The following is a 24,938-nucleotide window of genomic DNA, read 5'->3' on the forward strand; positions in this document are numbered from 1 at the left end:
TCAGTCCGCCTTCACGAAACCGTTGGCCTGCGCCACTTCTTCGCTGGACAGCCAGATTTCGGCGAGCGTGTCGTGATAGAGCTCGCTGCCCGGCGTGTAGTACAGCCCGGAGCGGGCGCTGGCCTTGATCGGGTATCCGTCGGGCACCTGGTAGGGGTCGTCGAGCGGTAGGTGGATGGTCGGGCGTCCGGGCTCGCCCGCCCCCGCGCCGCCGTCCTCGTCGTCCACGGCCGCGTGCCGCCCGCCACGCTGCTCGGATGCGACGCCTTCCGGAGCGGCGGCCTCCTCCTCGGCAACGTCGGCTGACACGTGCGGTATCGCAACATCCGGATACTCGGCCTCGGGCGCGGCCGCCTCGGGGGCGCCGCCGTCGAACTCGGCGTCCGGAGGCGTATGCGGCACGGTGACGTCGAGGTACTCCGCCTCCACGTAGTCATCGTCCGCGTGGTCGGCCTCCGGGTAGGCGGCCTCATGCTCAACGTCGACGTACTCGGCTTCGACGAAATCCGCTTCGGCGTAGTCGGATTCGGCGTAATCGGTTTCGGGGTATTCGGCTTCGGTTTCGGGGTAGCCGGCCTCCGACAGGGCCGCCGGTGAGACGACGGAGAAGGAGTCGGTGTCCACCGCGTCGGGGTCCTCCTCTTCGACCCCGAATGGACCCTCGTCCGCGCCGCCCCGCCGCCAGCTGACCCGACCGGCGGCCTGGGCATCGGGGGCCTCCGGCGGACGCGCGAAATGCTCGCTGAGGACGTCGTCGTGCCCCCAGTGCTGGTCACCTGCGGCGTCGTAACCGACATCGAGGTCGCGGTGGGGCTCGTAGACGGCGCCCTCGCGTCCGGCGCGACGCCGACGCCAACCGAAGGCCACCAACACCGCCAAGACGATCAGCACCAGCACCGGAATGGCGGCCAGCAGCCACCACCACTGCCACGTGAACCCCTTGGCGTGCGCGGGCATCGCCGAGTTGCTCGGCTGGTTCTGGCCCGACACCTGCAGGCCGGAAAGCAACGGCGCGAGGTTGGCCGGATCCGTGCTGAACGTGTTCTTCGCCCGGTTCCACGAGATCTTGCCGCCGGCGAACTGTTGGGAGACGACGTCACCGTCCACGGCCTGGTCGGCAACGGGCGCGCCCAGCTTGCCGGTCGGTCCGCGGAGCTTGTCCCACGCCGCCTTCATGGCCCCGCGTACTACGAACGCGCCGCGCTCTGACGTCCAGAAGATCACCGGCTTATCGGCACCGGAGAACGGGACGACGCGGCTGGACGGGATGCCGCCGTCGGCTTCGGTGGCGGTGGGGAAACCCAGGTCGCTGCCGGCCGGTCCGCCCAGTGACTCGTACTTGGCCAGGATGTTGCTCTCGACGGCGTTGGCGCCGATGGCCGGGCTGAAATACACCTTGCCGTTGGCGAAGTCCTGGACGATCCCGTCGCCGCCGATCGGATATTGCGCGCCCTTCTTGACCCCCAACGGCCCATTGGGACCGCCGGCCGCACGCCAGGCCATGTTGATGGCCGCGGTGGGATCGATCGCCACCTGCAAACCCTTCAACTGGTCGGCCAGTGCCGGTGGCTCGGTGCTGAACTGTTTGGTCTGCCTGTTCCAGGAGACCTGACCACCGCTGAACTTCTGCGCGGACACCTCGCCGTTGTACGTTTCGTCGCCGACCGGGACCCCGAGCACGCCGCCGGAACTGCCGAGCTTGTCCCAGGCGGCGTTGATCGCTCCGCGCACGACGAACGCGCCGTGGTCGGGCGTCCAGAAGATCACCGGCTTGTCGCTGGCCGAGAAGGTGCACACGCGGCTGTCGGGACCGGCGAGGCCGGGCACTTCGTTGATGGCGGGGAAGCCCAAATCGCTGCCGGCGGGCCCGCCCAGCATCTCGTATTTGTCCAGGATCGGCCCATAGACGAATTTGGCGCCGGTCGCCGGGGTGAAGAACATCTTGCCGCCGTCGAAGTCCAGCGCGAAACCGTCGCCGGCGGGGTACACATCGCCCTTCCGGGGACCCAGCGGTGAACCTTCGCCGCCGGCCTTCTCCCAGGCCGCCATCATGGCCGCCTCGGCGTCGCCGATAGGAGACGCCGCTGCCGGAGGCGCCAGCAAGGCGACGGCTATTGCTGTGGCGGTCAAGCTGACCAGCGCGCTCGCGACCAGCCTGCGCATGTGACCTCTCTGCCCGTTCACCCAGCCTCCCAGCCGACGGCTATGCCCCAATCAGCGGCTATGCCCGCACCTGCACAGCCGGCGAGCGGGCCATAGTCCGACCGCGGGGAAACAACCCCGTTTAGATCCGCATTATCGCCGGGCTCGCACAACTTTGCTCCAGCCAACGAAAAATGCGAAGTCAAATCACGAATATTACAAAAACGGATACCACGCCGATGTCGAAATGATGCATAGCCACGCTCAAATCGCGACCAACCGCACCATCGCTCGCCGCGCGATGTATGGGTAATCGTGCCGACACCCGAACCCGACGCCCGCCTGCGCAATAGGCCACGGCTGCCGTCGCACGTAACGATTCCGTGCCCGCAGGTGTTGCCGAACTTGCCCGGCTCCTCAGCGGCGTCGCGCTTTTCGGCTTGGCAATGCGCCATTACGCGGGCGACGTACCCACAACACATGCGCCGACGGTACGTGAAGCCATTAACTCTTCAGCGATCCGCCCGAAAAACGGTTGCGTGGCGGGCTTTGATCGGTTTGCCATCAGCGCGTGAATTGGCCGGCCCGGTGGCGTTGTCGACCAACGGTGTTAGGGCTAGACCCCGAGGCTGCGGCCGATGATCTCCTTCATGATCTCGGTCGTGCCGCCGTAGATGGTTTGCACCCGCGCGTCCAGATAAGCACGGGCAACGGGGTATTCGCGCATGTAGCCGTAGCCGCCGTGCAGTTGCAGGCAACGGTCGATCAGGTGCACCTGCTTTTCGGTGGAGTACCACTTGGCCATTGCCGCCTGTTCCGCCGTCAGCTTCTTGTCCAGGTGCAGCCGGATGAACTCGTCGACCATCATGCGCACCACGGTCGCCTCGGTCGCCAGTTCCGCAAGCACGAAGCGGCTGTTCTGGAAGCTGCCGATCGGCTTGTTAAATGCCTTGCGCTCCTTGGTGTATTGCAGCGTGTGCTCCAACACCTGCTCCATCGCCGCGGCCGCCATGATGGCGATCGAAATCCGTTCCTGCGGCAGGTTCTGCATCAGGTAAATGAATCCCATGCCCTCCTGCCCCAGCAGGTTTTCGGCGGGAACCTTGACGTCGGTGAACGACAACTCGGCGGTGTCCTGCGCGTCCAGCCCGATCTTGTCCAAGTGCCGGCCGCGTTCGAAGCCCTCCATGCCGCGTTCGACGACGAGCAGCGAAAAGCCCTGCGCCCCTTTGTCCGGGTCGGTCTGCGCCACCACGATCACCAAGTCGGAGTTGATTCCGTTGGTGATGAACGTCTTTGCACCGTTGAGCACGTAGTGGTCGCCCTGCTTGACGGCGCGGGTCTTGATGCCTTGCAAGTCGCTGCCGGTTCCCGGCTCTGTCATCGCGATCGCCGTGATCAGCTCGCCGCTGCAGAACTTCGGCAGCCAGCGCTGCTTCTGCTCTTCGGTCGCGAGGGCCAGCAGGTACGGCGCCACGATGTCGTTGTGCAGGCCGAACCCGATCCCGCTGTAGCGACCGGCGGTGGTCTCCTCGGTGATGATCGTGTTGTACCGGAAGTCGGAGTTGCCCCCGCCGCCGTATTCCTCGGGCACCGCCATGCCGAGGAAGCCCTGCTTGCCGGCCTCGAGCCACACGCCGCGGTCGACGATCTTCGCCTTCTCCCATTCGTCGTGATGGGGCGCGACATGGCGATCGAGGAAGCCCCGATAGGACTCACGGAACAGGTCGTGCTCCGGCTCGAAAAGAGTGCGCTGGTACTTGACGGCACTGCCCATGTGGATGACCTCCGGCGACTGGAATCTCTGTCGCCCAACATATACCAACCAGACGGTTGGTCGGCAGCCGGCGGGGGTCGGGTCGTCGAGGAGATCAGTCGGTCGAGAACTCCTGCAGGCGACCGGCCAGCGCCACCGGAACCCGGGCCTTGATCCGGGTGCCGTCGGGATTGTGCTCCTCCTGCTGCACGCGCCCGTCGGCGTGCAGCCGGGCCACCAGGTCACCGCGGTGGTACGGAATCACCACGTCCACGGCCGTATCAGCGGGAACGGCCAACTCGCCCATCCGGTGCCGCAGGGCGTCGATCCCTTCGCCCGTCCTTGCCGAGACGAACACCGCGCCGGGCAGCGCGTGTCGGAGCTTGGCCAACATCAGGCCGCTCGCGGCGTCGACCTTGTTCACCACCAACAGTTCGGGCGGCGGGTCACCGTGGTGGTCGGCGATAACGTCGGAGATCACCTCGCGCACCGCATTGATCTGGGCCAGTGGATTGGCGTCGGAGCCGTCGACCACATGCAGCAGCAGGTCGGCGTCGACGACCTCCTCCAGCGTCGAGCGGAACGCCTCGACCAGTTGGGTGGGAAGGTGCCGGACGAACCCGACGGTGTCGGTGAGCACCAGCGGGCGACCGTCGGGGAACTCGGCGCGGCGGGTGGTGGGCTCCAGCGTGGCGAACAAGGCGTCCTGCACCAGCACCCCCGCTCCGGTCAGCGCGTTGAGCAGGCTCGACTTGCCGGCGTTGGTGTAGCCGACGATGGCGACCGACGGCACGTCGCTCTGCAGGCGGCGGCTGCGCTGGGTGTCGCGGACCTGTTTCATGTCCTTGATCTCGCGGCGCAGCTTGGCCATTCGCTCCCGGATGCGGCGGCGGTCGGTCTCGATCTTGGTTTCACCGGGACCGCGCAGGCCCACGCCTCCCCCGCTGCCGCCGGCGCGGCCACCGGCCTGCCGGGACATCGACTCACCCCAGCCGCGCAGCCGCGGCAGCATGTACTCCATCTGGGCCAGCGATACCTGGGCCTTACCCTCCCGGCTGGTGGCGTGCTGGGCGAAGATGTCCAGGATCAGCGCGGTGCGGTCGATGACCTTGACCTTCACCGCCTTTTCCAGCGCGGTCAGTTGCGCAGGGGACAGTTCACCGTCGCAGATCACGGTGTCGGCGCCGGTCGCCAGCACCACTTCGCGTAGCTCCTGGGCCTTGCCCGAGCCGATGTAGGTCGACGGGTCGGGCTTGTCGCGGCGTTGAATAAGCCCTTCGAGCACCTGGGAGCCGGCGGTCTCGGCCAGGGCGGCCAGCTCGGCCATGCTGGCCTCACTGTCGGCGGCGGAGCCGTCGGTCCACACGCCGACCAGTACGACGCGTTCCAGCCGAAGCTGGCGGTACTCGACTTCGGATACGTCGGTGAGTTCGGTGGACAGACCGGCGACGCGGCGCAGCGCCGACCGTTCTTCCAGGGCCAGTTCGCCGTCGCTAGGTTCCGGCACAGCGTGATTAGAGAATTCGGGATGTGTCATAGGCAATACAAGATGATGCACGGCGAATCGGCGCCGTGCACTCGAATTAACGCTCCTGCGCGTCCCACCATTCCCCGCTGACCTCCCCATGGGCCACCAGTACCGACGGCCCCCTCAAGTAGCTGGTGGCGGCGGTGATGGTGACGACGACGTCGCCGCCCGGTACCCGCACCGTGAGGGTGCCGGTGTCCGCACCGGCGGCCGCCAGCGCGGCCACCGTGGCCGCGACCGTCCCGGTGCCGCACGAACGGGTCTCGCCCACGCCCCGCTCGTGCACCCGCATCCGCACAGCGCCGTCGGCCGGTGCGGTGAGGACTTCGATGTTGACCCCCTCGGGGAACTGGGCTTGGTCGAAGCTGACCGGCGCCGCCACGTCCAGTCGTGCCAGCTCATCGGCGGTCAGGTCGGGATCCACACACGCCAGGTGGGGATTGCCCACGTCGACCGCCAGGCCGGAAAACCGGCGGCCGCCGACTGTCGCCTCAAAGGCCGGCCCTCCGCTGCCGAGCGCGTTGGCCTTGCCCATGTCGACGCTGATGTCGGCACGGGTGGCATCGGAGTGGTGCACGGTGATCGGCCGCGGGCCGGCCGGCGACCCGACCACGAATTCGTCGCGCGCTTCCATCCCGCTGGCCCGCAGGTAATGCGCGAACACCCGGATGCCGTTGCCGCACATCTGGGCGACGGAACCGTCGGCGTTGCGGTAGTCCATGTACCAGTCGGCGGAGGCCACACCGTCGGGCAGCCGGTCGAGCACGCCGGCCGACAGGGCCGCACCGGCCGTGGTCACCCGCAGCACTCCGTCGGCGCCCAGTCCGCGCCGCCGGTCGCACAAGGCGGCCACCCGGGCCGCGGTGAGGTCGAGTGTGGCCTGCGCGTCCGGGAGCACCACGAAGTCATTCTCGGTGCCATGGCCCTTGGCGAAGATCACCTGCTCAGGATACGTGGCCCCAGGCTCGCAGGGCTTCGTCGACGAGCCGGGCGCCCTCGCCCGCGTCCAGCCAGTGGACCCGGTGGTCGCGGCGAAACCACGACCGCTGCCGGCGCACATAGCGTCGGGTGCCCATGTAGGTCTGTTCCCGCGCGTCGCGCAGTCGATCGGCGCCGCCGCCGGCGTCCAGCGCCTCGATCACCTGGGCGTAGCCCAGGGCGCGCGACGCCGTGACCCCGTCGCGCAGGCCCTGGCCGAGCAGCGCGCTCACCTCGTCGACCAGGCCCTGGTCGAACATGGCGTCGGTGCGCCGGGCCAGCCGTTCGTCCAGAATCGTTGTCTCGCAATCCAGCCCGACGATGGCGGTGTCCCACCTCGGGGGGCCGATGCGTGGTGCCGACGCGGCGAACGGCTGTCCGGTCAGCTCGACCACTTCGAGCGCCCGCACGGTGCGCCGCGCGTCGGTGGGCAGGATGGCCGCCGCGGCAGCGGGGTCGCGACGGGCCAGCTCGGCGTGCAGACCGCCCACCCCGACCTCGGCCAACCGCTGCTCCCAGCGCGCCCGCACGGCGGGATCGGTCGCGGGGAACGCCCAGTCGTCGAGCAGGGATTGGATGTAGAGCATGGAGCCGCCGACGATGATGGGCACGGCGCCGCGGGCGGCGATCGCCTCGACGTCCGCGGCGGCGGCGCGCTGATACCGGGCGACGGTCGCGGTCTCGGTGACGTCCAGGACGTCGAGCTGGTGATGTGGGACGCCGCGGCGCTGGTCGACGGGAAGCTTGGCGGTGCCGATGTCCATTCCGCGATAGAGCTGCATCGCGTCGGCATTGACGATTTCCGCGCCGGCCTCGAGCCGTTCGGCGACGTCGAGTGCCAGCTGCGACTTGCCGGTTCCGGTGGGGCCGATGATCGCCAGTGGTCGCACGGCCACCTCAGAGCTGCCAGGCGCCGGCGAAGTAGCCCACGCCGTAGGGCGCACCCCGGTACAGCTCCTTGGTCGATCGCGGTCCGGGTTCGGCCAGGCCGGCCAGCACCTGAAAGGCGACCCGGCCCAGGATCTGCCGCGGCAGCCGCGTCAGGGCGGTGACGTCACCGGTTGCCAGCGCGTCGTCGAGGGCCAGCTGCGCGTCGGCGTTGCCCGGGTCGTACCCGCCGGGGGCGGCCGGTGTCAAGGTGTTCGCGCCGTCGGCGACGACCAGCACCCCGATCGGCTCCGGTGACCGGTCGATCTCGGCGCGCAAGCGCCGGCCGTGAGCCAGCGCGGTCTCAGCGTCATGGTCGGCGGAGTAGATGTGGGCCTGCGCGGTCGCGTCGGGCCGGACTTGGCCCCGGACCCAGGCGGCCAGCAAGGCGCACACGGGCAGATCGGCGGGCGGCCCGGACTCGGCGCGCGGGGAAAGCCGAACCGGTAGGTCCGCGCCGAAACCCGCGAAAGTGCCGGTCGTTTCGGGGCTCAACACGGCGTCGCGCTCCGCGCTCCCGACGACGGTCCAGCGCGCGGGCAATAGGGCGGCCGCCGCCAGCACCGCCGCCACCAGGTCGGTCACCTCCGCGGCGGCGGCCCCGGCGAGCTTGGGCACCAGCAATGGCGCCGACGGAATGATGGCAATGCCGCTGAGCACGCCACCAAACTAGCGTTTCGCCGGCGCGGGTGTGCTCTAGGCCTCGGCCGTCGCCGCAACGAAGGGGTCGCTAAAAGGGCCCGCCTCGCCGTCTTCGGACGACCACGTGTCTGGGGTGATGCTTCCGTCGTCTCGTCCGGTCTCCGCGACCATGGTGGCGGCCTCGCCGCGGGCCAGCGCGACAGTTGCCACGATCACCACCGCCACCGCCGCGATCAGGATGAAGGCCTTGGGCCCGTCGGCGTTCAGCGTTTCGCCGAGCACGAAGATGCCAAGCAAACCGGCCACCACGGGCTTCGCCACGGTCATCGTCGGCATCGAGGCCGTCAGCGCACCCGCCCGGAACGCCGACTGCTGGAAGATCATCCCGGTCAGCGCCAGCAGGAGCCAGGGTACGAACTCGGGGGCGGTCAGCACGGCCAACGGGCCGTCCTCACCCACCTCGACGATGCCTTTTGTGAGCACAGCAAACAACGCCAACGCCGAACCCGCCACCACCGCAAGGAGCGCGGCAGCAAACGGGCTGCCCGACCAGATCCGCGCGGCCACCACACACGCCACCAGCAGCGGCACCACCACCGCGGCCACGATGGCCCACGTCCCGACCGATGCGCGCTGATCGCCGGAGGCTGGGTCACCGACGATGATGACCACCGCGAGGGCTCCGGCCAGTACCACCGCCCACACCCACTCCCACCGGGTCACCCGGCGCTTGGTCAGCCGCGCATAGATCGGCAGGGCGAATAGCAACGCGGTCACCTGCAGCGCGGTAACCAACACCACCGAGCCCCAGGCCAGAGCCCCGGCTTGCAGGCTGTAGTTGACGATCGCCGCCAGGCCGCCCAACCACCACCGCTTGTCCCGCAACGACATGCGGAACAGCTCGAGATGGCCGACCTCCTTGTCGGTTATCTCCTGCGCCGAGCGTTGACGGATCACGTCGCCCACGGCGGATGCCAACGCCGCGCACAGCGCGATCAACGCCGCGACATCAACCTTCGACATGAGCGACCCCTCACCTCACGACTGCCCCGACCAGCTTTCCCTCGGGTTCGGGGAAATACACGCAAAATTTGCGATCAGTTCAGCAACAACAGTATGAGGTTGCCCACGCCGCTGCTCACTGAGCGAATCACCCCTTGTTGATACTTCATCAACCTATGTAAGGGCTGTGGGTAACGCTGCGATCCGGTTACACCCGCCGGGGTTACGCCGGCCGCGGCCAGGGCACCACTCCTGATCCGGGCGGCCGCCGCGCCGATGCATCCCGAGCGGGAAGATCAGGGTGGCGGCGGATGGGCCGCCAAGCTGCTTGAATACTGTTAAGCAGCTGTTGGGAGAGCCGCGATGGCCCGCCCACAGGTGCAGCAGATGGTGCCGCTACGCGCGGCAGGTGCGCGGTATACCGACCGCGCGAAGGGTAGGTGACGAGCTCATGACCGCTGACGAATCCCACGGCGGAGATCCGGGTGGCCCGGTGGCCCAACCGGTTTCAGGCCCGGTGCCACGCCCGGGACCGCGTCCCGGTCCCCGGCCGACGAGACCGGGGCCGCGGCCCACCGCCCACCCGGTGCCGGCGCCCCCGCGGAGCAATCCGCATCAGTTCGGGCGCGTCGACGACGACGGCACGGTCTGGCTGATCACCGCCGCCGGCGAGCGCATCGTCGGCTCCTGGCAGGCCGGTGACCGGGAAGCCGCTTTCGCCCACTTCGGCCGACGCTTCGACGACCTGGCCACCGAGGTCACGCTCATGGAGGAGCGGCTGGCGGCGGGAACCGGTGACGCCCGCAAGATCAAAGCCCATGCGTCCGAGCTGGCCGACACGTTGCCGACGGCGACCGTGCTGGGCGACATCGACGCGCTCGCACGCCGGTTGACCAGCCTCATCGACCACGTCGGGGCCACCGTCGCCGAGGAGCGCTCCCGCCGCGACGAGCATCGCGCCACCCAGACCGCGCGCAAGGAGGCGCTGGCCGCCGAGGCCGAGGAGTTGGGCACCAACTCGACGCAGTGGAAGGCCGCCGGCGACCGGCTGCGGGCCATCCTCGACGAGTGGAAGACCATCAACGGCCTGGACCGCAAGGTCGACGACGCGCTGTGGAAGCGCTATTCGGCGGCCCGGGAAACCTTCAACCGCCGGCGGGGATCCCATTTCGCCGAACTGGACCGGGAAAGACTGGGCGTTCGCCAGGCCAAGGAACGACTCTGCGAGCGGGCCGAGGAGTTGTCCGATTCGACGGACTGGACGGCCACCAGCGCTGAATTCCGCAAGCTGCTCATGGAATGGAAGGCGGCGGGCCGGGCGGCCCGGGATGTCGACGATGCCCTGTGGAGGCGGTTCAAGGCGGCCCAGGACGTCTTCTTCACGGCTCGCAACGCAGCGACGGCCGAGAAGGACGCGGAGCTGCGGGCCAACGCCACCGCCAAGGAGGCGCTGCTGGCCGAAGCGGAGAAGATCGACACCAGCAATCAGGACGCGGCCAGGGCGGCGCTGCGCTCGATCGCCGAGAAATGGGACGCGATCGGCAAGGTGCCCCGGGAACGGTCCGCCGAATTGGAGCGTCGGCTGCGCGCGGTCGAGAAGACGGTGCGCGACGCGGGCGAGGCCGATTGGTCGGATCCCCAGGCGCAGGCCCGCGCCGAGCAGTTCCGCATTCGCGCCGAGCAGTACGAGCAGCAGGCCGAGAAGGCCGCGGCGGCGGGCCGTACCAAAGAGGCCGAAGAGGCCACGGCCAACGCCGAACAGTGGCGGCAGTGGGCGCAGGCGGCCGCCGAGGCGCTGACGCGTAAGTCCTAGGATTCGGGAGCTTGGGGCGCCCGGTCCCCCGGCTGCTCGGGCCCGTTGTCCAGGCTGTCGAGCAGTGTCATCGACTGTTGCTGTGCCGCGACTCGGCGCCGCTGCTCCTCGGCCGCCAGTTGCACGATGGTCCGCGACCACACCACCCTGGCCCATTGGTAGCTCAGCGCGAGGACGATGATCCAGCCCGCGATCAGCCCAACCCCGGGTCCCGGATGCCCCGCGGCCACCGTCTGGCGGGACCAGATGGCCAACAGCCCCGCCGCACCGGCAAGCGCAGAACCCGCCAGCGCGATCCAGGCCAGCGCCCAGCGCCGCGTCACCAACGCGAGCATGGAGAACCCGACACCGAACACCAGGGTCAGCCAGGCGAACACCCGCGACGGCAACGCCACCGCGGCCGCGCCGGCCCCGTGGCTGCTGAACAACACGTCCCAGCCCCGCACCGCGCCGGTGTGCGGCAGGATGAACGATCCCAGCAGCACGAAGACCAGGATCGCCACGACGAAACCGCGTGGGCCCGGGTCGAATCCGCGCGCCACACGACGCTCGGCGGCCTCGATTTCGTTGCGCAGGGCATGGAAGCCGGGGTGTTCTTCGTTCATCGGGCACATCCAAGGGGTTCGACTGGGTCGGTGGGCGGTCCGACGGCAGGCATGCCGAGACCGATGCCGCCAGGGCGCTGCCCGGCGGCGTGCGCGTCGCCCGCGCGGGTGCGGCGATGGCTGATGACGCCGGCGTCGGCAATGAGGTGGTGCGGTGCGGCCTGGGTGACCACCGCGGTGACGAAATCCCCGGGTCGCACCCGGTCATCGGCGCTGAAGTGCACCAGGCGGCCGTCGCGGGCGCGGCCGGTCATCCGCGCCGTGCGGGTGTCCTTGCGCCCCTCACCGGCGGCGACCAGCAACTCCACGGTCTGGCCGACCAGCGCGCGATTGCCCTCCAGCGAGATCTGCTCCTGCAGCTCGACCAGCCGCTCATAACGTTCCTGGACAACGGCTTTCGGGAGCTGCCCGTCAAGGTCGGCGGCCGGCGTGCCGGGCCGCTTGGAGTACTGGAAGGTGAACGCGGCCGCGAACCGGGCCTGCCGCACCACATCCAGCGTCGCCGCGAAGTCCTCTTCGCTCTCGCCGGGAAACCCGACGATCAGATCGGTGGTGATGGCGGCGTGCGGCATGGCCGCGCGAACACGATCGATGATGCCGAGGTAGCGCTCGGCCCGGTACGAACGCCGCATCGCGCGCAGCACCCGGTCGGAGCCCGACTGCAGCGGCATGTGCAGGGCGGGGCAGACATTCGGCGTCTGCGCCATGGCGTCGATGACGTCGTCGGTGAATTCGGCCGGATGCGGGGAGGTGAACCGCACCCGTTCCAGTCCGTCGATGTCCCCGCAGGCCCGCAGCAGCCGCGCGAAGGCACCGCGATCGCGGGGCAGCGCCGGGTCGGCGAAGGACACCCCGTAGGCGTTGACGTTCTGGCCCAGCAGCGTGACTTCGAGCACGCCGTCGTCCACCAGCGCTCTCACCTCGGCCAGGATGTCGGCCGGGCTGCGGTCGACCTCCTTGCCCCGCAAAGAGGGGACGATGCAGAAGGTGCAGCTGTTGTTGCATCCGACCGAGACGGAAACCCAAGCGGCGTAGGCCGATTCGCGTGCGCTCGGCAGCGCCGACGGAAACTCCTGCAGCGACTCGGCGATCTCCACCTGAGCGGCCTGGTTGTGCCGGGCCCGTTCGAGGAGCGTGGGAAGCGATCCGATGTTGTGCGTGCCGAACACGACATCGACCCAAGGTGCCTTGCGCAGCAGCGCGTCCCGGTCCTTTTGGGCCAGGCACCCCCCGACCGCGATCTGCATCTCGGGGTTGCCGCGCTTGCGCGGAGCCAGGTGGCTGAGGTTGCCGTACAGCTTGTTGTCGGCGTTCTCGCGGACGGCACAGGTGTTGAAGACGACCACGTCGGCGTCTGCGCCCTCGACCGCGCGCTGGTAGCCGGCCGCTTCCAGCAGACCGGCCAACCGCTCGGAATCGTGGACGTTCATCTGGCAGCCGTACGTGCGGACCTGGTAGGTGCGCACCGGCGCGGCATCACCCGCCACGGCCTCTCGCACCACCATCGAAGTCACGGGGCCATGGTACGGCGAGCGGTCGGCGCGCGAGAAACCGCACGTCACCGGGCTAGACCCGGCGTCGCTCCCGCTCGGCGGCCAGCTCGGCGATGACGACCTGACACGCCAGGTTCTGGCTGTAGCCACGACGCGCCAACATCCCGACCAGCCGGCGGGTCACTCGCGCGTCATCGCCGTCCAGCGTCTCCCGACACAGCTTGGCCCGCACCAACTGCTCGGCCCGGTCCCGTTCGGCACCGGCGTCGATTCCGGACAGCGCCGTGGCGATCACGTCCCTGTCGATACCTTTGGTGTGCAGTTCAGCAGCCAGGGCCCGCCTGCTCTTTGCCCTGCGGGACTGCACCCATTGTTCGGCGAAGTCGCTGTCATCGACCAGGCCGACGGCGGCGAGCCGGTCGAGCACGGAAGCGCTGATGTCCTCGGGATAACCGCGTTTCGCCAGCTGGCCGCGCAGCTCGGCCCGGGTGCGCGCTCTCGCGGTGAGCAGGCGCAGGCACAGCGTCCGCGCCTGCTCCTCGCGGGAGGGCTCAGAAGTCGACGGGGGCGGGCAGGACGCTGTCATTTGAGGGGTCATCGGTCACGACCGCGCCAATGCCAAGCTTCTCCTTGATCTTCTTCTCGATCTCGTTGGCCACCTCGCCGTTTTCCATCAGGAAGGTGCGGGCATTCTCCTTGCCCTGACCGAGCTGCTCGCCCTCGTAGGTGAACCAGGAACCGGACTTGCGGATGAAGCCCTGCTCCACACCCATATCGATCAGCGAACCCTCCCGACTGATGCCCTTCCCGTAGAGGATGTCGAATTCCGCCTGCTTGAAGGGCGGCGCCACCTTGTTCTTGACGACCTTGACCCGGGTGCGGTTACCGACCGCATTGGTGCCATCCTTGAGCGTCTCGATCCGGCGAACGTCCATGCGCACCGACGCGTAGAACTTCAAAGCCTTTCCACCCGTGGTGGTTTCCGGGCTGCCGAACATAACCCCGATTTTCTCGCGCAGCTGGTTGATGAAGATCGCCGTGGTTCCCGAATTGTTCAGCGCGCCGGTCATTTTCCGCAGCGCCTGGCTCATCAGCCGGGCCTGCAGTCCGACGTGGCTGTCGCCCATCTCGCCCTCGAGCTCCGCGCGGGGCACCAGCGCCGCCACGGAGTCGATGACCAGGATGTCCAGCGCGCCGGAGCGGATCAGCATGTCGGCGATCTCGAGGGCCTGCTCCCCCGTGTCGGGCTGGCTGACCAGCAGGGAATCGGTGTCGACGCCCAGCTTATTGGCGTAGTCCGGGTCCAGGGCGTGCTCGGCGTCGATGAAGGCCGCGACGCCGCCGGCGGCCTGGGCGTTGGCCACCGCGTGCAGGGCGACGGTGGTCTTACCCGAGGATTCCGGGCCGTAGATCTCCACGACCCGGCCGCGGGGCAGTCCGCCGATGCCCAGGGCCACGTCCAGTGCGATGGATCCGGTCGGGATGACCGAGATCGGCTGACGCATCTCGTCGCCGAGACGCATCACCGAGCCTTTGCCGTAGCTCTTTTCGATCTGGGCCATCGCCAGTTCGAGAGCCTTCTCGCGGTCGGGGGCTTGCGTCATGGTGCCTCTCCTATGGTTCGGTGTGTTCGGTGACCGGTTGTCGGTCGGTTGGCCGTGACACTAGGGAAGGCCACCGACAAGTTGACTCACCGAACGTTCCCCACAGTAGCCGAACACCTGTTCGATTCAAGCGGACACGCCGAACCCCGATAACCGCGTGTGGCAACATCTGCTGCCGAAAGGCGCTGACGGGCCCATCAAGGCTGAGGAAACCGGTGTGAATCCGGTGCGGTCCCGCCACTGTGACCCGGATGGGGATGCCCCCACCCGAGAGCCAGACACTCACCGTCGGCGCTTCCTCACGACACTGGGGCGGATTTCCCCTCAAAAGGCTTGGTTGCGCAAACATGGACATCTCTGCTGAGCTGGCCGAAATATCTTCCCACAAAGGGTTTTTCGCGTTGACCGTGGGTGGTGACGCGGCCGGGTGGAGCCCGGTCGGGCGGTACTACGCCGACGGCTTCACCGACTTGGTCGACGCCACCGCCAGCCGCCATCGCACGACGGACCTGCGGATCGCCGCCTCGCTGGTTCATCTCGGCCACGCCACCCGGCTGTGGTCGCCCGTGCTCGCATGCGCGCTGGGCCACGGCGTCGTCCCCGACCTTGATGACCTGCAACGCGCCGACGACGGGGCGCCACTGCGGTTGCCCGCGCCCGTCGGGATCCCCGCCAACTCACCGGATGTGCTGTACCGGGTGGTCGTGCAAGAGCACATGCAACCGCTCGCCGCCGGTCTGCGGGTCGGGCTGGCGCCCGCCCTGCTCGCGGGCAACGTCGCGTCCGCGCTGACCGGAGCCGCCCGCGCCCTGCTCGCGGCGCGGCCCGACCTCGGCCCGCGGATCGCCGAGATGACCCATGCACTGCTGGGCACCGGCCTGCTGGCTGGATCGGGCGTCGTCACCGGCCCACGCCTGGGCTTCAAACGTCGCAGTTGCTGCCTCTTCTATCGCCTGCCCGGTCGGTCCGTCTGCGGCGATTGCGTGTTCGAGACGTCACCGTCGAACCGGACTTAGGTGTCAGGGCTGCGCCTCGCACGTCACCACTGGTCGCGCGGCACGTCGAAGTCGACACACAGGGCCCGCCACACGTCGCGGGGCTCCGCCCCGTCCTCGATCGCCTGGGCGGCGGTGCGTCCGTCGAAACCGGTCAGCACATGGTCCGCCAGCACCGAAGAGCCGTACGCCGCACCGAATCGCAGGACCACCCGCTCGTTGAATTCCGTTAGCCGCACGCCAGCAAGATACCCACCGGGCCGCGGTCGGACACCGGCCGCATCACCGCCAGCTGGCCGGCAGGTCGACAAGGTGATTGGGGCAGAAGTCCTGCACCGCCTCGGACATGATGGTCCGCGCACGCTCGGCCGACATTGTGGCGCGCAACTGCATGAAGGCGTATTCGGCCGGCGCGTATCCCTGTTGAGCGGACGCCGGGTCGTCCATCAACTGGCATGCCTGCTGCTCGTCGTCGCTGCCGGCGCGGGCGACGCCCGGGCAGAAGATCAGGGCAAAGAGCAGGCCGCCAGCGGCGATCGTCCTCATTGCCGTTGCCCTCCTTCTCGCGCCCTTGCCAGTCATCCCGTCAGAGCGAGCGCTTCGTGGCACACGCGGACCGGATCAGCCACACCGGCGATGCTAGCGGCAGCGGTTTGGGCGGCCTCCCGATAACGGGGCGACGACAGCACCTCGTTCACCGCGGCCACCAGCGCCTCCGCGGTCAGGGGCCGGATCAGCCGCCCACTGCCCTGCCGCACCACCCGGTTGGCCATCTCCCACTGATCCCCGCCGCCGGGCACCGCCACCAGCGGCACCCCCGCCAGCAGTGTCTTTGCGACCATGCCGTGCCCGCCGCCGCAGATCACCAGGTCGGCGTGCCCCAACAACTCGGCCTGGCTGCCCAGCCCGACCACCGCCCACGGCGGCACCTGCAGATCCGCTCCCGCCAGCCGCGAGACCACCAGCCGCGATCCGGCCGGCAGCGTCTCCCCCGGCCGCAGGCTGGCCAGCGCGACCTCGGCCAGCCCCTCGGTCCCCGTCAACGCAGTCGACGGCGCGACCACCACGACCGGCCCGGAGCCCGCCGGGATTTCCAGCACCCGATCGGTCGGTTCGAAGTGCAGCGGGCCCACCAGCACGGCCTCCGCCGGCCAGTCCGGCCGCGGCAACTCGAGGGCGGGCAGCGTGGCGATGAGTCGCCGCAGCGGTCCGGGGTCGCGGGCCGGCAGGCCGATCTCCACCCGCACGGTCGCGCGCTGCCGCAGGCCCGCGCGCCAGGACCGGGCGGTGAGCGCCCGCATCGTGGCGTCGCGGAGCCGGCCGCGGATGCCGGTACCCGGTGCGAGTCCGCTGCCTATCGGCGGCAGTCCTTTCGACGGCAGGTACAGCGGATGCGGGTTGAGTTCGATCCAAGGGATGTCCAGCAGCTCGGCGGCCATGCCACCGCATGCGGTGATGACGTCGGACACCACCAGGTCGGGCGCCAGGTCGCGTAGCGCCGGCACGTTGAGCACCGCCATCTGCGCGGCACGCCGGTGGATCCTGGCCCCGGCGTCGACGTCGTCGTCTATGGCCGCGAGCCCGTCCAGCTCGACAGCGTCAATGCCGGCGAGGCGGGCGACTTCAATCCACTCGGCGCCGGTGAACAACGTGGGCTCGTCGCCGGCTTCGGCGAAGCGTTGGCACAGCGCAATCGCGGGAAACGAGTGCCCGGGATCCGGCCCGGCGACCACGGCGACACGCATCGGCCTTACCCTGCCACAGCGCGCGACCGCAACGCTCGCCTACGCTGGCAATCATGACCGAGCCGACTGGGACAACCGTTGCGAACACCCGAACGGTCGAGGGCTTTCTGAACGCCCTGCAGGACGCGGATTACGACGCCGCCGACGCCGCACTGGACGACAACCTCGTCTACGAAAATGTCGGGCTGCCGACGATTCACGGCCGTGCCAGGGCCATGAAGCTGTTTCGGCAGATGGACGGCCGCGCCGCCTTCGAGGTGAAGATCCACCGCATCGCGGCCGACGGCGGGGCGGTGCTCACCGAGCGCAGCGACGCCCTGATCTTCGGCCCGCTGCGGCTTCAGTTCTGGGTGTGTGGCGTGTTCGAGGTCCACGACGGGCGAATCACGTTGTGGCGCGACTACTTTGACTTCTTCGACATGTTCAAGGCCACCCTTCGTGGCCTGGCGGCCGTGGTGCTGCCCTCGCTGAAAGCGACGTTCTAGGCCCCAGCGATCAGCTGGCGCCGCGCAAACCGCCGAGTTCGTCGAACGCCTGCGCCCAACCCACCAGCCGGTCGGTGGCTCCGGCCAGCTCGGCGCGGTAGCGCTGCGAGGCGGCCAGCTGGTCGCCGTTGGCCGAGGACACCAATTGAGCTGCGGCGGTGACCATTTCGTTGTACTGACGAACTCCGGCACTCAACTGCGCGGTGAACGCGTTGATGGTGGGCACCAGATACGCCCGCGATGATTCGCTGGACTGCGCCGCCCGCTCCATCGACACCACCTCCGCGGCGGTGGCCGCCATGGCCGCCGAGGTCTTGTTGGCCGCCGCGGTCAGATCGCGGATTTCGCCGGCCGGCAACATCGAGCCCCGCTCCATCACGTTCAGCAGCGAGAGGAATCCACGTTCGGAGGCGCCCAGCGCGTACATCGCGGGCCGCGCCGCCGAGCCCGGCGGCGGGAGCCGACGCACGCTCGTCGGGCGGGGTGTGGGCAGCGGCTCGGAACGCAGCCACCGGTAGCGCAGCAACAACAGCGTCGCCGGGACGGCCATGACGACCGCGACGGCGCCGGTGATCTCCAGCAGCAGCGCGAACCATCCCCAGGCCGCCAGCAGCATCGTCACCACCGCCCAGAACACGCAGCCGGCGGCGAATATCAGGCCCCACCGCAGCGCGCGGCGACGCCGCCGCAGCAGCCGCGCGCGCGGATCCGCGGCGGCGCTGATCTTCTGGGCCACCAGGTCGGAAAGGTCGGCGGCGGTGGCCAACCCACGCCCCAGCAGCGTGCGCCAGAGCCCGCGCTGCGTCTCGCTCACCGCCACGACACCGGCTTACTGGCCAAAGGGTTTCTCAGTGACGGCGCCGCCGGTGGGCTCGGCGGGCGCGGGGGTCGCCTCCGGCGTGGCCCCAGCGGCGGGAGTCCCACCGGTCGGCAACGCCTCGCCGCGCATCGACGCGCGGATCTGTTCCAGCCGGGAGTGACCGGCCATCTGCACCCCGGCCTGCTCGACCTCGAGCATGCGGCCCTGCACCGAACCCTGCGCGAGTTCGGCCGAACCGATCGCGTTGGCGTAGCGACGTTCGATCTTGTCGCGCACCTCGTCGAGGCTGGGCACGTTGCCCGGCGCGGCGATCTCGCTCATCGACCGCAGCGAGGCGCTGACCTGTTCCTGCATCTTCGCCTGCTCGAGCTGGCTGAGCAGCTTGGTGCGCTCGGCGATCTTCTGTTGCAACACCATCGCGTTCTGCTCGACCGCCTTCTTGGCCTGGGCGGCCGCATTCAGCGCCTGATCGTGCAGCGTCTTGAGGTCCTCGACGCCCTGCTCGGCGGTCACCAGCTGGGCCGCGAACGCCTCCGCGGCGTTGTTGTACTCGGTGGCCTTGGCGGCGTCACCGGCGGCGGTGGCCTGGTCGGCCAGCGTCAGCGCCTGACGGACGTTGACCTGCAGCTTCTCGATGTCGGCGAGCTGGCGGTTGAGGCGCATCTCCAGTTGCCGCTGGTTGCCGATGACTTGGGCCGCCTGCTGGGTCAGCGCCTGATGGGTGCGCTGCGCTTCCTCGATGGCCTGCTGGATCTGCACCTTGGGGTCGGCGCGCTCGTCGATCTTCGCGTTGAACAGCGCCATCAGGTACTTCCAGGCTTTGACGAACGGATTGGCCATGGGTGAGCTCCGCCTTCGCTTCTTGTGGGCCGGATGGCCCCTGGATGGGCCGTCGCTTGTCGCTCAATTTAGTGGGTCGGCGCCGATCGCCCTACCCCTGGCGCTGGATACTTGCGCCGGGCAGCGCTCAGGCGATCGCCAGGGACGCCACCGGCGGGATGACGACCTTGGTGCCGGCGTCGATGCTGGGACCACGCTCCCCGTCGGCGGGTGCGAAGCGGGCGGCCCGTTCCACACTTGCCATCCGCTCGCCGGCGTCGGTGAGCACCGACGAGAGCGGGACCTGTAGCGCCTCGCAGATCGCGTTGAGCAGCTCGCTGGACGGCTCCTTGCGCCCGCGCTCCACCTCGGACAGATACCCAAGGCTCACCCTTGCCGAATCGGACACCTCGCGCAGCGTCCGGCCCTGTGTCATCCGGGCCTCGCGCAGCACGTCGCCGATGACCTCGCGCACTAATGACGGCATTCCTGCCCTCCTTCGTCCAGTCAGCCTGCTCGGCGCGAAATCGACCGCGTCCGGCAGGCGCTCATTACGTGAAACGCGGGCGGCGGGGTCTTGGTTCCCATTCGGCGAGGAAGAGAATCAGTCGGTCGTCCGGCGCACTTCCCGCACGGTCGACACCACATAGTCGATGCCGGTGACGATCGTCAGCACGATGGCCGCACCCATCACCACCGCGGCCGTCACCCGGAGCGGCCCGGACAGCGGCAGGATGAATAACCCGATCGCGACCGACTGGACCACGGTCTTGACTTTGCCGCCCCAGCTGGCCGGGATCACGCCCCGACGAATCACGGCCAGCCGCAACAAGGTCACCCCCAGTTCGCGGGTCATGATCACCACCGTGACCCACCACGGCACGCTGCCGAGCATCGACAGACCGATCAGGGCCGACCCGATCAGCGTCTTGTCCGCGATCGGATCGACGAATGCGCCGAACTCGGTGGCCATGCCGTAGTTGCGGGCCAGCAGGCCGTCTAACCGGTCTGTGATGGCGGCGACCGCGAAAATCACGAAAGCCAGCACGCGGAAGGCACTTTGGTGCCCATCCCCGGCGAACAACGCGAGCAGGAAGATCGGGACCAGCACCAGCCGTAACAGGGTGAGGGTGTTGGCGAGGTTGGCGATCCGGACACGGCCCACCATCGGACCCGTTTTCGGCTGCCCGGACACTGAATCAGAATAGCGGTTGACCAGCGCACCCGTCCCGGATGTCGATACTGTTACCCGTGACCGAAAGTTCGCAGGACTGCCGACCGGTGGTGCGACGCGCGCGAACCTCCGACATCCCTGCCATCAAGCAACTCGTCGACACCTACGCCGGGAAGATCCTGCTGGAGAAGAACCTGGTGACGCTGTACGAGGCGGTCCAGGAGTTCTGGGTGGCCGAATGCGGTGGCGACGTGGTCGGATGCGGCGCGCTGCACGTGATGTGGTCCGACCTGGGCGAGATCCGCACCGTCGCGGTCGACCCGACGATGACAGGCCGCGGCATCGGCCACGCGATCGTCGACCGGCTGCTCGAGGTCGCGCGCGACCTGCAGCTGAAGCGGTTGTTCGTGCTGACGTTCGAGACCGAGTTCTTCGGCAAGCACGGGTTCACCGAGATCGAGGGCACGCCGGTGACCGCCGAGGTGTTCGAGGAGATGTGTCGCTCCTACGACATCGGTGTCGCCGAGTTCCTGGACCTGAGCTACGTCAAGCCCAACATCCTGGGCAACTCGCGGATGCTGCTGGTGCTGTAACCGGCGCTACTCGTCGGCGTCGCCGCCTACGGCGTCGCTGCCGCCGCGGATCAACGCCAGCGTTCCGGCCAGCTCGTCGGGCTTGACCAGCACCTCGCGCGCCTTGGATCCCTCGCTGGGCCCGACGATGCCGCGCGTTTCCATCAGGTCCATCAACCGGCCGGCCTTGGCGAAGCCGACGCGCAGCTTGCGCTGCAGCATCGAGGTGGAGCCGAACTGGCTGGACACCACCAGCTCGACGGCCTGCAGGAACACGTCCATGTCGTCGCCGATGTCCGGGTCGACGTCGGTGCGTTCGCTGGTGGTCTTGGCGGCGGTGACGCCCTCGGTGTATTCGGGTTCGGCCTGGTCCTTGCAGGCGGTGACGACGGCGTGGATCTCCTCGTCGGTGATGTACGCGCCCTGCAGCCGGACGGTCTTGCTGGCGCCCATCGGCAGGAACAGGGCGTCGCCCATGCCGATCAGCTTTTCCGCGCCGGCCTGGTCCAGGATCACCCGGCTGTCGGTGAGCGACGACGTGGCGAACGCCAGCCGCGACGGCACGTTGGTCTTGATGAGCCCGGTGACCACGTCCACCGACGGGCGCTGGGTGGCCAGCACGAGGTGAATGCCGGCGGCGCGGGCCTTCTGGGTGATCCGCACGATCGCGTCCTCGACGTCGCGTGGCGCGGTCATCATCAGGTCGGCCAGCTCGTCGACGATCGCAACGACGTACGGGTAGGGCCGGTATTCGCGCTGGCTGCCCAGCGGCGCGGTGATGGCCCCCGACCGGACCTTTTCGTTGAAGTCGTCGATGTGGCGCACCCGCGACGCCTGCATGTCCTGGTAGCGCTGCTCCATCTCCTCGACCAGCCAGGCCAGCGCGGCAGCGGCCTTTTTGGGCTGGGTGATGATCGGGGTAATCAGATGCGGGATGCCCTCATAGGGCGTCAGTTCCACCATCTTCGGGTCGATCAGGATCATCCTGACCTCTTCGGGGGTGGCCCGCGTCAGCAGCGACACCAACATGGAGTTGACGAAGCTGGACTTACCGGATCCGGTGGAACCGGCCACCAGCAGGTGCGGCATTTTGGCCAGGTTGGCCGAGATGAAGTCCCCCTCGATGTCCTTGCCGAGCGCGATCACCAGCGGGTGATGGTCACGGCGGGTCGACGGCGCGGTCAGCACGTCGGCCAGCCGCACCATTTCCCGGTCGGTATTGGGCACCTCGATGCCCACGGCGGACTTGCCGGGGATCGGAGCCAGCATGCGCACGCTCTCGGTGGCCACCGCGTAGGCGATGTTCTTCTGCAGCGCGGTGATCTTCTCCACCTTCACGCCCGGCCCCAGCTCGACCTCGTAGCGGGTGACGGTCGGCCCGCGGGTGCAGCCGGTGACGGCCGCGTCGACCTTGAACTGGGTGAGCACCTCGCCGATGGCCTCGGCCATGACGTTGTTGGCGGCGCTGCGCTTCTTCGGCGGATCCCCCGCCACCAGCAGGCTCATCGACGGCAGGGTGTAGGGACCCTCGACCACCCGGTCCAGCACCTCGGTCCGCTTCTTGTCACGACGGCGGGTTTTCCCGATGGCCGGCTCCGGCGTCGTGGGAATGTCGTCCTCGTTGTCGCGCAGAGCCGGGGCCGGGTCCGCCGTCGGCCAGGCCTGCGGCTCGTCGTCGGGATCGAGCGAACTCTCGTCGTAGTAGCCGTCGGAAAAGTCCTCGGCCGCAGCCGGATCCGCGTCGTAGTCGTAGTCGTAGTCGCCGTAGCCGTAGCCGTCGTCATCGCCGAGCAGCCGGGCGCCGAACATGGCGCGGACCGCGTCGGGCACCTCCCGGATGGTCGTTCCGGTCAGCAACAGCAGGCCGAACATGAAGCCGATGAACAACAACGGCGCGGCGATCCATGCCGTCAGCCCGTCCGACAATGGGCCGCCGATGGCGAAGCCGATGAATCCCGCCGCGCGGCGCCGCGCTTCCGGGTCCTCCGGCGAACCGGACCACAGGTGGCGCAGGCCGAGCACGGAAAGCGCGATCAGGGTGGCGCCCAGGATCAGCCTGGGTCGCGCATCAGGATTGGGCTGGGTGCGCATCAGCGCCACCGCCACGGCGGCGGTGACCACCGGGAGCGCCAGGACGCCCGCCCCGATGAAGGTGCGCAACAACGTGTCGACCCACGCGCCGACCGGCCGGGCGGCGTTGAACCACGAGCTCGCGGCGACCACGACGGAAAGGCCGAGCAACATCAGCGCGATCCCGTCGCGGCGGTGTCCCGGGTCGATGTCGCGGGCCCGCCCGATCGACCGGGCCGCGCCGCCGGTGCTGCGCGCCGCCATCAGCCAGGTGGCGCGCAGAGCGCGGCCGCCGGTCAGCCCGGCGGCCACCAGCAGCGAATGGTTACGCCGCTTGGCGGGCCTGCTCGGCCGCTTGCGGGGTGCCGCCGGCCGCGCGCGACCCGACCCACTTCGCGAAGTGGCCTTTGACCTGCTCGTTCTAGCTTTGGAGCGGGCGGCGGTCTTGTTAGCCATGTCGGCAAGGGTAGTCGCATCGACATCATCTACACCACCCGCCACACTGGTAACGGTTCCGGCTTGTGCGCCATCTGACGGGTTGGCCGCCGCGTCGCGTGAGTAGGGTAGGCAAGCGGTGATTTAGATAACAGAAGTCATGCGCGTCACCCACCCCGTAGCCCCCAGGAGGCCCCAGCATGCCCGTCGTCGTCGTCGCCACCTTGACCGTGAAACCCGAATCGGTCGACACAGTCCGTGACATCCTCACGCAGGCGGTGGAGGAAGTGCACAACGAACCGGGCTGCCAGTTGTACTCATTGCACCAATCGGGCGAGACCTTCGTCTTCGTCGAGCAGTGGGCCGACCCCGAAGCGCTCAAGGCCCACAGCACCGCGCCCGCCGTCACCAAGATGTTCACCGCGGCCGGCGACCACCTGGCCGGAGCACCGGACATCAAGATGCTGCAGCCCGTTCCCGCGGGCGACCCGGACAAGGGTCAGCTCCGGTCCTGATGAACCGGCCTCTCGAAGGCAAGGTCGCCTTCATCACCGGCGCGGCGCGCGGCCAGGGCCGCGCACACGCGGTGCGGCTCGCCACCGACGGGGCGAGCATCATCGCGGTCGACCTTTGCGAGCAGATCGCCAGCGTCCCCTATGCCCTGGCCACCGAGGACGACCTGGCGCAAACCGTCAAGCTGGTCGAGGACACCGGCGCCCGCATCGTGGCCGCTCGTGGCGACGTGCGTGACCGAGAATCGCTGTCGGCCGCGCTGCAGTCGGGCCTGGACGAGTTCGGCCGGCTCGACATCGTCGTGGCCAACGCCGGTATCGCTCCGATGCAGTCCGGTGACGACGGCTGGCGCGACGTCATCGACGTCAACCTCACCGGCGTCTACAACACCATCAAGGCCGCCATCCCGACCATGGTCAAGCAGGGCACCGGGGGCTCGATCGTGCTGATCAGTTCGAGCGCCGGACTGGCTGGCGTCGGCAGCCCGGACGCCGGTTCCGTCGGCTATGCCGCCGCCAAGCACGGCGTTGTGGGGTTGATGCGGGTATACGCCAATTTGCTTGCTAAACAGTATATTCGCGTCAACTCGATACATCCGTCCGGTGTCGAAACCCCGATGATCAACAACGAGTTCACCCGGGAATGGCTGGCCAAGATGGCCGCCGCGACCGACACGCCGGGAGCCATGGGCAATGCCATGCCGGTGGAGGTGCTGGATGTCGAAGACATCGCCAACGCGGTGGCATGGCTGGTGTCCGACCAGGCCCGCTATATCACCGGCGTGACGTTGCCAGTCGACGCCGGCTTCCTGAACAAGTAA

Annotated in this window: 25 protein-coding genes, 1 pseudogene and 1 riboswitch; of the genes and pseudogenes, 7 read left to right on the top strand and 19 right to left on the bottom strand. The window is 68.7% G+C overall.

What is annotated here, in order from left to right; translation table 11 throughout:
• Window positions 1–2,163: an LGFP repeat-containing protein gene (locus tag AWC17_RS28835; RefSeq protein ID WP_085165568.1), complete on the bottom strand. Its 2,163-nt coding sequence runs from the start codon at window positions 2,161–2,163 to the stop codon at window positions 1–3.
• Between the two features lie 362 nt (window positions 2,164–2,525).
• Between AWC17_RS28835 and AWC17_RS32360 the strand changes: the two genes are divergently transcribed.
• On the top strand, window positions 2,526–2,717 hold the full coding sequence (locus AWC17_RS32360) for a hypothetical protein (protein WP_141224848.1): 192 nt from the start codon (window positions 2,526–2,528) through the stop codon (window positions 2,715–2,717).
• A gap of 41 nt (window positions 2,718–2,758) precedes the next feature.
• On the opposite strand, the gene AWC17_RS28845 is transcribed toward AWC17_RS32360, so the two are convergent.
• The 6 genes from AWC17_RS28845 to AWC17_RS28870 form a co-directional block, all read right to left on the bottom strand.
• Window positions 2,759–3,919, bottom strand: a complete 1,161-nt coding sequence (locus AWC17_RS28845; RefSeq protein WP_046184816.1) for an acyl-CoA dehydrogenase family protein — start codon at window positions 3,917–3,919, stop codon at window positions 2,759–2,761.
• A 94-nt stretch (window positions 3,920–4,013) separates the two neighbouring features.
• Window positions 4,014–5,435, bottom strand: a complete 1,422-nt coding sequence (gene hflX / locus AWC17_RS28850; RefSeq protein ID WP_085165572.1) for a GTPase HflX — start codon at window positions 5,433–5,435, stop codon at window positions 4,014–4,016.
• Between the two features lie 46 nt (window positions 5,436–5,481).
• A complete protein-coding gene (dapF, locus tag AWC17_RS28855; RefSeq protein WP_085165573.1) occupies window positions 5,482–6,366 on the bottom strand; it encodes a diaminopimelate epimerase in 885 nt (294 codons plus the stop codon).
• A 4-nt stretch (window positions 6,367–6,370) separates the two neighbouring features.
• Entirely contained in the window at window positions 6,371–7,294 is a 924-nt protein-coding gene (gene miaA, locus AWC17_RS28860) for a tRNA (adenosine(37)-N6)-dimethylallyltransferase MiaA (RefSeq protein WP_047323310.1), read from the bottom strand.
• 7 nt (window positions 7,295–7,301) lie between these two features.
• On the bottom strand, window positions 7,302–7,991 hold the full coding sequence (locus AWC17_RS28865) for a class III extradiol ring-cleavage dioxygenase family protein (protein WP_085165575.1): 690 nt from the start codon (window positions 7,989–7,991) through the stop codon (window positions 7,302–7,304).
• A 36-nt stretch (window positions 7,992–8,027) separates the two neighbouring features.
• Window positions 8,028–8,996: a DMT family transporter gene (locus AWC17_RS28870; protein WP_046186957.1), complete on the bottom strand. Its 969-nt coding sequence runs from the start codon at window positions 8,994–8,996 to the stop codon at window positions 8,028–8,030.
• A gap of 430 nt (window positions 8,997–9,426) precedes the next feature.
• Between AWC17_RS28870 and AWC17_RS28875 the strand changes: the two genes are divergently transcribed.
• Window positions 9,427–10,788, top strand: coding sequence for a DUF349 domain-containing protein (locus AWC17_RS28875; RefSeq protein ID WP_085165577.1), 1,362 nt, complete (start codon window positions 9,427–9,429; stop codon window positions 10,786–10,788).
• Here AWC17_RS28875 and AWC17_RS28880 read toward each other — a convergent pair.
• From AWC17_RS28880 to recA, 4 genes are all read right to left on the bottom strand, one after another.
• Window positions 10,785–11,402 carry an Rv2732c family membrane protein gene (locus AWC17_RS28880; protein WP_167385659.1) on the bottom strand — a complete coding sequence of 206 codons (618 nt, stop codon included), beginning with the start codon at window positions 11,400–11,402 and terminating at the stop codon, window positions 10,785–10,787. The two genes, AWC17_RS28875 and AWC17_RS28880, sit on opposite strands and share 4 nt — an antisense overlap.
• Window positions 11,390–12,898 (bottom strand): tRNA (N6-isopentenyl adenosine(37)-C2)-methylthiotransferase MiaB, encoded by a 1,509-nt coding sequence (miaB, locus tag AWC17_RS28885; protein ID WP_197089790.1) that lies wholly within the window; start codon window positions 12,896–12,898, stop codon window positions 11,390–11,392. Before miaB ends, AWC17_RS28880 begins: the two co-directional genes overlap by 13 nt.
• A gap of 61 nt (window positions 12,899–12,959) precedes the next feature.
• Complete coding sequence (recX, locus tag AWC17_RS28890; protein WP_085165579.1) at window positions 12,960–13,472, bottom strand: recombination regulator RecX; 513 nt, start codon at window positions 13,470–13,472, stop codon at window positions 12,960–12,962.
• On the bottom strand, window positions 13,438–14,490 hold the full coding sequence (gene recA, locus AWC17_RS28895) for a recombinase RecA (protein WP_085165581.1): 1,053 nt from the start codon (window positions 14,488–14,490) through the stop codon (window positions 13,438–13,440). Before recA ends, recX begins: the two co-directional genes overlap by 35 nt.
• A 172-nt stretch (window positions 14,491–14,662) precedes the next feature.
• Window positions 14,663–14,794, top strand: a riboswitch (cobalamin riboswitch).
• Window positions 14,795–14,837: 43 nt separating this feature from the next.
• Here recA and AWC17_RS28900 point away from each other — a divergent pair.
• A complete protein-coding gene (locus AWC17_RS28900) occupies window positions 14,838–15,506 on the top strand; it encodes a (2Fe-2S)-binding protein (protein WP_085165583.1) in 669 nt (222 codons plus the stop codon).
• Window positions 15,507–15,529: 23 nt separating this feature from the next.
• On the opposite strand, the gene AWC17_RS28905 is transcribed toward AWC17_RS28900, so the two are convergent.
• Genes AWC17_RS28905 through AWC17_RS28915 form a run of 3 tightly spaced genes read right to left on the bottom strand, consistent with a single transcriptional unit; the run spans window position 15,530 to window position 17,230 of the window.
• Window positions 15,530–15,724 carry a DUF3046 domain-containing protein gene (locus AWC17_RS28905; protein ID WP_046187382.1) on the bottom strand — a complete coding sequence of 65 codons (195 nt, stop codon included), beginning with the start codon at window positions 15,722–15,724 and terminating at the stop codon, window positions 15,530–15,532.
• Between the two features lie 43 nt (window positions 15,725–15,767).
• A complete protein-coding gene (locus AWC17_RS28910; RefSeq protein ID WP_085165585.1) occupies window positions 15,768–16,031 on the bottom strand; it encodes a hypothetical protein in 264 nt (87 codons plus the stop codon).
• 32 nt (window positions 16,032–16,063) lie between these two features.
• Window positions 16,064–17,230, bottom strand: coding sequence for a glycosyltransferase (locus AWC17_RS28915; protein WP_085165587.1), 1,167 nt, complete (start codon window positions 17,228–17,230; stop codon window positions 16,064–16,066).
• A 53-nt stretch (window positions 17,231–17,283) separates the two neighbouring features.
• Between AWC17_RS28915 and AWC17_RS28920 the strand changes: the two genes are divergently transcribed.
• Window positions 17,284–17,715, top strand: coding sequence for a limonene-1,2-epoxide hydrolase family protein (locus AWC17_RS28920; RefSeq protein WP_085165588.1), 432 nt, complete (start codon window positions 17,284–17,286; stop codon window positions 17,713–17,715).
• Between the two features lie 10 nt (window positions 17,716–17,725).
• Here AWC17_RS28920 and pspM read toward each other — a convergent pair whose 3' ends face one another.
• The 4 genes from pspM to pgsA form a co-directional block, all read right to left on the bottom strand.
• Complete coding sequence (gene pspM / locus AWC17_RS28925; RefSeq protein WP_047323988.1) at window positions 17,726–18,535, bottom strand: phage shock envelope stress response protein PspM; 810 nt, start codon at window positions 18,533–18,535, stop codon at window positions 17,726–17,728.
• 9 nt (window positions 18,536–18,544) lie between these two features.
• Window positions 18,545–19,375 (bottom strand): phage shock protein PspA, encoded by an 831-nt coding sequence (gene pspA / locus AWC17_RS28930; protein WP_046183733.1) that lies wholly within the window; start codon window positions 19,373–19,375, stop codon window positions 18,545–18,547.
• A 127-nt stretch (window positions 19,376–19,502) separates the two neighbouring features.
• The gene (gene clgR / locus AWC17_RS28935) at window positions 19,503–19,841 is read right to left on the bottom strand and encodes a transcriptional regulator ClgR (RefSeq protein WP_085165590.1); all 339 of its coding nucleotides are present in this window, start codon (window positions 19,839–19,841) and stop codon (window positions 19,503–19,505) included.
• A 117-nt stretch (window positions 19,842–19,958) separates the two neighbouring features.
• The gene (pgsA, locus tag AWC17_RS28940; RefSeq protein ID WP_046183731.1) at window positions 19,959–20,522 is read right to left on the bottom strand and encodes a CDP-diacylglycerol--glycerol-3-phosphate 3-phosphatidyltransferase; all 564 of its coding nucleotides are present in this window, start codon (window positions 20,520–20,522) and stop codon (window positions 19,959–19,961) included.
• Window positions 20,523–20,605: 83 nt separating this feature from the next.
• On the opposite strand from pgsA, the gene AWC17_RS28945 reads away from it, so the two are divergent.
• On the top strand, window positions 20,606–21,121 hold the full coding sequence (locus AWC17_RS28945) for an amino-acid N-acetyltransferase (RefSeq protein WP_197089825.1): 516 nt from the start codon (window positions 20,606–20,608) through the stop codon (window positions 21,119–21,121).
• Window positions 21,122–21,127: 6 nt separating this feature from the next.
• On the opposite strand, the pseudogene AWC17_RS28950 reads toward AWC17_RS28945, so the two are convergent.
• A pseudogene (locus tag AWC17_RS28950) lies at window positions 21,128–23,807 on the bottom strand (FtsK/SpoIIIE family DNA translocase).
• Between AWC17_RS28950 and AWC17_RS28955 the strand changes: the two are divergent.
• Together AWC17_RS28955 and AWC17_RS28960 are read left to right on the top strand one after the other, a co-directional pair.
• Window positions 23,806–24,120 (top strand): putative quinol monooxygenase, encoded by a 315-nt coding sequence (locus tag AWC17_RS28955; RefSeq protein ID WP_046183729.1) that lies wholly within the window; start codon window positions 23,806–23,808, stop codon window positions 24,118–24,120. The pseudogene AWC17_RS28950 and the gene AWC17_RS28955 overlap by 2 nt on opposite strands.
• Entirely contained in the window at window positions 24,117–24,938 is an 822-nt protein-coding gene (locus AWC17_RS28960; protein ID WP_141224849.1) for a mycofactocin-coupled SDR family oxidoreductase, read from the top strand. Before AWC17_RS28955 ends, AWC17_RS28960 begins: the two co-directional genes overlap by 4 nt.

Source organism: Mycobacterium nebraskense (genome assembly GCF_002102255.1).
Classification (GTDB): Bacteria; Actinomycetota; Actinomycetes; order Mycobacteriales; family Mycobacteriaceae; genus Mycobacterium; species Mycobacterium nebraskense.

Bases quoted from the DNA above. Each gene is read 5' to 3' on its own strand.
- AWC17_RS28835 (WP_085165568.1), bottom strand. From the start codon at position 2,163: ATGCGCAGGCTGGTCGCGAGCGCGCTGGTCAGCTTGACCGCCACAGCA.
- AWC17_RS28845 (WP_046184816.1), bottom strand. From the start codon at position 3,919: ATGGGCAGTGCCGTCAAGTACCAGCGCACTCTTTTCGAGCCGGAGCAC.
- hflX (WP_085165572.1), bottom strand. From the start codon at position 5,435: ATGACACATCCCGAATTCTCTAATCACGCTGTGCCGGAACCTAGCGAC.
- AWC17_RS28870 (WP_046186957.1), bottom strand. From the start codon at position 8,996: ATGTCGAAGGTTGATGTCGCGGCGTTGATCGCGCTGTGCGCGGCGTTG.
- AWC17_RS28875 (WP_085165577.1), top strand. From the start codon at position 9,427: ATGACCGCTGACGAATCCCACGGCGGAGATCCGGGTGGCCCGGTGGCC.
- AWC17_RS28880 (WP_167385659.1), bottom strand. From the start codon at position 11,402: ATGTGCCCGATGAACGAAGAACACCCCGGCTTCCATGCCCTGCGCAAC.
- miaB (WP_197089790.1), bottom strand. From the start codon at position 12,898: ATGGTGGTGCGAGAGGCCGTGGCGGGTGATGCCGCGCCGGTGCGCACC.
- recX (WP_085165579.1), bottom strand. From the start codon at position 13,472: ATGACAGCGTCCTGCCCGCCCCCGTCGACTTCTGAGCCCTCCCGCGAG.
- recA (WP_085165581.1), bottom strand. From the start codon at position 14,490: ATGACGCAAGCCCCCGACCGCGAGAAGGCTCTCGAACTGGCGATGGCC.
- AWC17_RS28900 (WP_085165583.1), top strand. From the start codon at position 14,838: ATGGACATCTCTGCTGAGCTGGCCGAAATATCTTCCCACAAAGGGTTT.
- AWC17_RS28910 (WP_085165585.1), bottom strand. From the start codon at position 16,031: ATGAGGACGATCGCCGCTGGCGGCCTGCTCTTTGCCCTGATCTTCTGC.
- AWC17_RS28915 (WP_085165587.1), bottom strand. From the start codon at position 17,230: ATGCGTGTCGCCGTGGTCGCCGGGCCGGATCCCGGGCACTCGTTTCCC.
- AWC17_RS28920 (WP_085165588.1), top strand. From the start codon at position 17,284: ATGACCGAGCCGACTGGGACAACCGTTGCGAACACCCGAACGGTCGAG.
- pspA (WP_046183733.1), bottom strand. From the start codon at position 19,375: ATGGCCAATCCGTTCGTCAAAGCCTGGAAGTACCTGATGGCGCTGTTC.
- clgR (WP_085165590.1), bottom strand. From the start codon at position 19,841: ATGCCGTCATTAGTGCGCGAGGTCATCGGCGACGTGCTGCGCGAGGCC.
- pgsA (WP_046183731.1), bottom strand. From the start codon at position 20,522: ATGGTGGGCCGTGTCCGGATCGCCAACCTCGCCAACACCCTCACCCTG.
- AWC17_RS28955 (WP_046183729.1), top strand. From the start codon at position 23,806: ATGCCCGTCGTCGTCGTCGCCACCTTGACCGTGAAACCCGAATCGGTC.